Raw genomic sequence first — 6,545 nt, 5'->3', positions numbered from 1 at the left:
CGGGGGGGGCGCGGCGCCGGCGTCATCCCCCCGGCCACCGGCGGCCCGACCGGGGTGACGGGGCTGCCCGCGCCGGCCCCGGCCGGCGACCACTGGTCGGTGTCGGCCGCCTCCGGTGCCGACACCGACATCTCGTCCACGTCGAAACCGTGCGCGGCCTGGGCCAGGGCCAGCTGTTCGCCGAACTCCAGCGCGGTCTGCGGCCGCTGCTTCGGGTCGACCGCCATCGCGTTCTCGATGATGGCCGCCACGTCTTCGGGGATGCCCTGCTCGCGCAGGTCGGGCACCGGCTCGGTGGTCATCCGCAGGAACCGGGTCACCAGCCGTTCCCCGGTCGCCGAGGTGTAGGCGGCGTGCCCGGTGAGCAGGCAGAACAGCGTGGCCGCGAGGCTGTAGACGTCGGCGGCCGGGGTGGGCGTCGCGCCCTGGAGGACCTCGGGGGCGGCGAAGGCGGGGGAGGCGGTGATCAGATCCGACGAGGTCTCGAAGGCGCCGCTGATGCGCGCGGTGCCGAAATCGGTCAGCTGTGGCTCCCCGTACCGGCTGTGCAGGATGTTGCCCGGCTTGACGTCGCGGTGCACGATCCCGATCCGGTGCGCGGTCTCCAGCGCCCCCGCCAGCTTCACCCCGATCCGCAGCACCTCGCGCAACGGCAGCGGCCCGGACTTCTTGATCCGGTCGTCCAGCGAACCGCCCCGGTGGTACGGCATCACCAGATACGGCCGCCCGCTGCCGAGCACCCCCACCTCGAGGATGTCGGTGATGTTCGGATGGCCGGACAGCCGCCCCATCGCCCGCTGCTCGCGCAGGAACCGTTCGTAGTCGGCGTCGCCCAGGTGCAGCGACAACACCTTCACCGCGACCTCTCGGTCCAGATGGGCCTGCTTGCACCGGTAGACGACCCCGAATCCGCCGCGACCGACCTCCGACGGGTCGACAAGCCCCTCCGCCGCCAGTTCGTCCGCTATACCCACCACGGGCTCGCGCCGGGTGGTTGTCGGGTCAGATTCAGCCATCGTCGGTGATCCGTTCCGAGTTCGGTGTCTCCGGCAGCTCACGCGGTCGGTCCGCCCGACGACGCTGCGCTGCGACGCGCAGTTCAGCGTACTCCCGGCAACCCCGCCCCGGTCCGAACAGCGCTCCCCCCTGATCGCGATGGCATCGGCGCTGTCTCGGGGGATGACCAGGACGATCACCCGAGCCGAGCTGCGCAACGGACGCGCGGGCGTGATGGACGAACCCGAGGCCGGGCAAGATTTCGTCGTCACGCGGAACGGGTGGCCGGTGCGCGCGGAGATCAGTCCGTCCGAGCCCGACGACTATCGCGAGGCGCCGCCCAGGAGGCGGATGACCGCGCGTTCGGTGATGGCGCGGCGTTCCTCCTCGGTGTCCGCGCCGGCCGCGCGGGCCAGGGCGCGGGAGATGGTGACGCCCTCGGCGAAGGCGTCGATCACTCGGGGATCGATGTAGGAGGCGCGGGCGACGGTGGGCGTATTGCCCAGGGCGGCGGAGACTTCGGTGATCACCTCTTTCTCGGCGGCCTTGCGGGCGCGCCGGGAGGTGGGCGGGTCCATGCGGCCGAAGCCAGCGGCCGCCAGGGCGATCCGCCGCACCCCCGGGCCGTAGGGCTTGCTGCGTCGCAGACGCATGGGTGCTTCCTCACATCGGGACGACGGTCTTGAGCCACCCGTCCTCGCGCCGGTCGAAGCTCTGGTAGGCCTCGATCATCGACATCGGCTCGACATGGCGGGTGACGAAACGGGTGGGGTCGATGTCGCCGCGGGCGACCCGCGCGAGCAGACCGGGCACGTAGCGGTGGTGATTGCAGTTGCCCGCCTGCACGGTCAGGTTGCGGCCGACGGTCTCGCCGAGCGGATAGCGATCGAATCCGGGCGGGTAGACGCCGATGATGCCGACCGTCCCCGCCTTGGCGACGGCCCTGGTCGCCCAGCGCGCGGCCAGGCTCGGGGCGTCGCCGACCACCCACTGCCCGTCGCCGGTGTTGCCCTCCGGCGCGGCGGCGCGGCGCTCGGCCTCGAAGGTCTCGGCGTCCACGGGCAGATCCGCCGCGGCGGGGCCGGACTTCGGGGCCTGGGCGTCGACGCCTACGGCGTCGATCACCCGGCCCGCCCCGATGCCGCCGGTCAGCTCCCGCACGGTCGCGACCGGCTCCTCGGCGTTGAAGTCGATGATTTCGGCGTTCTGGGCGCGCGCGATGTCGAGCCGGTCGCGCAGGCCGTCGACGACGAGCACCCGCGCCGCGCCCTGCCGCTTGGCCGCCGCGATCGCGCACTGCCCGACGACGCCTGCGCCGAGGACCAGGACGGTGTCGCCCTCGCCGACCTGTGCCAGCCGGGCGCCGAACCAGCCGGTCGGCAGGACGTCGGAGACCATGAGCGCCTGCTCGTCGGTGACGCCCTCGGGGATGCGGACCAGGGTGTTGGTCGCGTGCGGAATGCGCGCGGCCTCGGCCTGTAGCCCCTGCACCGGCCCGGTGGCCTCGGGCCCGCCGAAGAAGCTGGTGCCGGCCTGCGGCCCGTTCGGGTTGGCGGTGTCGCACTGGGCGGTGTAGCCGCTGCGGCAGTAGGAACAGTGGCCGCAGGAGATGGTCGAGCAGACCACCACGCGATCACCCGGCGCGAATCCGCGTACCGCCGAGCCGGTTTCGAGCACCTCGCCCACCGCTTCGTGGCCGAGCACGGTGCCCGGCGCCATGCCGGGCATGGTGCCGCGCACCAGGTGCAGGTCGGTGCCGCAGATCGCGGTGGCGGTGATACGGACCAGAGCGTCGGTGGGCTGCTCGATCTTCGGGTCCGCCACCTCGTCGAGGCGGATGTCGCCCACGTGGTGCCATACGACAGCTTTCACGTCGAACTCCTGCCTGTCGGATGTCCCGGCGGTGAGATCTTCGGGAACACGGCTCGCTTACCCGGGGCTCTCGGTGACAAACGGCGCTCGACCGGCCTGGGCTGAGCCCGATTCATCCGTCCCGGCCCGGGTAGGCGGTGGGTGTCCGTCGACCGCCTGTGCGGTCTCTGCGCGAAAGGGAGTGAACTGTCATGACCGAGCCGAACGGTTCGTGGGACGCACCGCAGGACTCCGGTCCGCCCGATGCCGTCGAGACCGACCCGGCCGCGCTCAACAGCGCCGAGGACCTGGACGAGGATCGCCTGCACGCGGACCCGCTGGACAAGGCGATGGATCCGCCCGAGGACTGGACCGGCGTCACCGAGTACGGCATGACCCCGCACGAGCAGGCCACCGCCCGCGCACTGGACGAACGGCTCGCCGAAGAGGAGCCGGACGTGTTCGAACAGGCCGCACCGGTGGCGCGGGACGAGCGACCCGCCGAGGCGGGGGCGGTGCACACCGAGGACGCGCTGCGCCCGGACATGTCGCCGATCTCCGACCAGGCCGAGCGCACCGACGGTGAGCGCACCGACGAGCAGGAGCGGCTCGCCGACACCTACGAGCGGGATCTGGGGATCTCGGCCGACGGATGAGACTCACCGGCTGGAACTCGACCGGTCCGCGCCCCCGGCGGGCAGCAGCACCGTGCGGCCGAGCAGCGCGCACACCTGCAAGGCGAGCAGCAGGTCGAGCCTGCTGCGCTCGTCGAGTTCGGCGGCCCCTTCCTTGATCTTGCGGATGCGGTATTTGACGGTGTTCGGGTGCAGGTCGAGCAGTTCCGCCGTGCGCAGGTAGCTCTCGCCGTTCTCCAGGTAGGTGTACAGGGTGGCGCGCAGCGCCTCGGCGTGCGGTGAGTCCACCGCCAGCGGGCCGAGCACTTCCCTCGCCCAGGCCCGGGTGGCGTCGAGGCTCTCGGTGAGCAGCGACAACACGGCCACCCCGCGATCGCCGAAGGTGCTCACCGCGGGCGTCTCGCCGTCGGCGATACCGGCGACGGTGTAGGTGGCGCGCGCCTGTTCGTGGGAGCGGCGGAAGCCGGCGCGCCCGGCGGCCGGCAGGCCGAAGGCCACCCTGATGCCGGAGTCCTTCGGCACGGCGCGGGACAGCGCCTGGACATCCAGGGTCGGTCTGCGGCGGCCGAACGGCAGCCACGCCCACACCGTGCGGCGGTCGATCGGGGTGGTGATGGGCGCGGACTCGGCGGCCAGCGTCCTGGCGAAGTCGCGCACCGTGCGGTCCAGCAGTCCGAGATCGGGATCGGCGGCATGGGTGGACCAGGCGATCATCGCCACGTGGTGCTGGTCGAGCCGGTAGCGGGCCTCGGCCTCGAAGGCGGCCGAGCCGATGCCCTCGTTGCTGAGCAGGGCGTGGACGGTGGCCGAGTGCACGCTGCCCGGAGTGCGGAAGGAACGCCGCCGTTCGTCCTCGTAGGCCTCCATGACGTACTGGGTGATCCAGTCGATGAAGGAGTACACCGGCTCGGCCATGTACTGGTACACCGTCACCGCGTCCGTACCGGGCAGGTCCAGGGCGTTGATCTCCTCGAGGCACACGCGCATCAGGCCGTCGTGACCCATGTGGTAGGCGCGGAACAGGAACTGGGATGGCACTTCCCGCTGCGCCAGCCTGCGCGCGTACTCGACCGCGGCGGTCGGCGGGTGCAGGTTCTGCAACGGGATGTCGTTGGCCAGCACGTGCAGGATGGTGGTCAGGTTGCTGTAGACGCTGTCGCCGAGCAGTTCGTTCAGTTGTGGATCGGCGGCCAGCAGGTCGATGTCGTTGGCCAGCCGGGTGGTGACGGCCTCGGCGATCACCGTCTGCCGCTGCTCGAGCCGCCGCGCGATATCGGCGACGATCTCCAGTAGCGCCGGATTCCTGGCCGTCCGGTCCCGCCGGGACGACCCGGGGGTCGGCATGCTTGCGGCCACTCGCGATTCCACCACGTCACCTCCGTTCGACCAGGGGATGATCCCATCGCGGGCAACCTCTGGGCGAACCGAGGCCGGTGACGGCGGCGCGACGGCGTTCACATGGCGGCCGAGGACGGATCCGCCCGGCGCAGGGCGGCCCGGTCGACACCGCCGATCGCGGTGCGCGGCAATGCCTCCACCACGCGGATCTCGGTGGGCACCGCGGCCGCGGGCAGCCGATCGGCCAGGAATTCCAGCAGCTCCGCGGCATCGGCGACCTCACCGGGACACAGCACCGTGTAGGCGACCGGGACCTCGCCCTCCTCGCTGTCCGGCGCGCCGATCACCGCGCACTCGAGCACGTCCGGGTGTGCGGCCAGCACGTGCTCGATCTCCAGCGGGAACAGTTGCCCGCCACCGCGCAGCACCACGTCCTCGAGACGGCCGACCAGGGTGAGCGCGCCGCCCTCGTCCAGCCTGCCCAGATCGCCCGTGCGCATCCCGCCGCCGATCAGCGCGTGCGCGGTGTCCTCCGGCCTGCCGTGATAGCCGGTCGCGACGGCGGGACCGGCGACCACCACCTCGCCCACCGTGCCGGTCGGCACCGGCCGCCCCTGTTCGTCGACCACGGCGATCCGCTGTCCCGGCAGCGCGGGACCGACCGTGCCGGGGGTGCGCGGTCCGTCGAGCGGATGGCTCGCGCACACGCCCGACGCCTCGGCCGGACCGTAGTTCTCCACGATCGGCATGGCGAAGCGACGCTCGACCCGCTCGCGCAACTCCTCCGGCAGCGGCCCGGAGGTGGCCATGGCGAACCGCAGCGAGGACAGGTCCTTGGCCGCGTCCACCGGCCGGCAGGCCAGCCGCGCGAAGGTGGCGGGGGTGGCGCAGAAGTAGGTGGCACGCAGGCGCGCGATGTCGTCGAAGAAGCGGGCGGGACCGAAGCGCGCGGTGATCGACAGCCGGGCGCCCGCCGTCAGCGGAGCCAGGAAACCGGCCACCAGCGCGTCGACATGGCACAGCGGCAGCAATTGCAGGCAGTGATCGGGCGGCGCCAGACGCAGATGCCGCCGCATGGTGCGCGCGGCGGCATCGAGATTGGCGTGGCTGAGGCGCACGCCCTTGGGGCGTCCGGTCGCGCCGGGCGGATAGGCGATCAGGGCCGGGTCCGCCGGTCGCGGATCGGGGCCCGCCGACCACCCCGCCACCGGTTCATCGGTCAGTTCGCCGGCATGGATCACCGGCCGTCCGCACGACGGCGCGCCCGGCCCCTCGTTCACCACGAGGACCGCCCCGCAGTCGCGGATCCGGTACTCGGCCTCGAACTCGCTCAGTCCCGGGTCGATCGTGGTGACCGCCGCGCCGAGCCGCCAGGACGCCATGATCGCGACGAGCAGCCGCACCCCGTTCGGCAGCGCCACCGCGACCACATCGCCCGCGCGGACCCCGCGTTCGGCGAACCGCGCGGCGACCGCGTCGGTCCTGGCCGCGAACTGCCGGTAATCCAGTGCGACCTCGTCGTCCCGCACGCACGGGCAGTCGTCCGAGTACTCGGCGATGTTCCAGATCAGATATCCGATGCCCGGCACGGCTTTTCCCTCCTCCAGGGTTTCCTCTCGACGCTAGAGTGCCGTCTCGCAGGGGTATGGGCGCAGCGGACAACATCGCGCAACTCTTTGTCCGCGGGAGACAAGCCGACGGAGCGCCCGCCTCGCCCCACGGACG

The 6,545-nt window shown here is 72.1% G+C and carries 6 protein-coding genes; 1 reads left to right on the top strand and 5 read right to left on the bottom strand.

Annotated features, from left to right (window positions below):
• The 3 genes from QH283_RS06670 to QH283_RS06660 form a co-directional block, all read right to left on the bottom strand.
• On the bottom strand, window positions 1-1,016 hold a 1,016-nt coding region (locus tag QH283_RS06670), incomplete at its 3' end, for a serine/threonine-protein kinase (protein WP_280502137.1).
• 303 nt (window positions 1,017-1,319) lie between these two features.
• On the bottom strand, window positions 1,320-1,649 hold the full coding sequence (locus tag QH283_RS06665) for a hypothetical protein (protein WP_280502136.1): 330 nt from the start codon (window positions 1,647-1,649) through the stop codon (window positions 1,320-1,322).
• Between the two features lie 10 nt (window positions 1,650-1,659).
• The gene (locus QH283_RS06660; protein WP_280502135.1) at window positions 1,660-2,868 is read right to left on the bottom strand and encodes an alcohol dehydrogenase catalytic domain-containing protein; all 1,209 of its coding nucleotides are present in this window, start codon (window positions 2,866-2,868) and stop codon (window positions 1,660-1,662) included.
• 191 nt (window positions 2,869-3,059) lie between these two features.
• Between QH283_RS06660 and QH283_RS06655 the strand changes: the two genes are divergently transcribed.
• On the top strand, window positions 3,060-3,503 hold the full coding sequence (locus tag QH283_RS06655; protein WP_280502134.1) for a hypothetical protein: 444 nt from the start codon (window positions 3,060-3,062) through the stop codon (window positions 3,501-3,503).
• Window positions 3,504-3,506: 3 nt separating this feature from the next.
• On the opposite strand, the gene QH283_RS06650 is transcribed toward QH283_RS06655, so the two are convergent.
• Both QH283_RS06650 and QH283_RS06645 read right to left on the bottom strand, forming a co-directional pair.
• A complete protein-coding gene (locus tag QH283_RS06650; protein ID WP_280502138.1) occupies window positions 3,507-4,826 on the bottom strand; it encodes a PucR family transcriptional regulator in 1,320 nt (439 codons plus the stop codon).
• 110 nt (window positions 4,827-4,936) lie between these two features.
• Entirely contained in the window at window positions 4,937-6,409 is a 1,473-nt protein-coding gene (locus tag QH283_RS06645; protein ID WP_280502133.1) for a class I adenylate-forming enzyme family protein, read from the bottom strand.
• Window positions 6,410-6,545 lie beyond the last annotated feature (136 nt).

The sequence above is a fragment of the Nocardia farcinica genome, from assembly GCF_029867845.1.
GTDB lineage: Bacteria > Actinomycetota > Actinomycetes > Mycobacteriales > Mycobacteriaceae > Nocardia > Nocardia farcinica_A.
The sequence above is the reverse complement of the archived record's forward strand: the minus strand, read 5'-3'. Positions and strand labels throughout refer to the sequence as shown.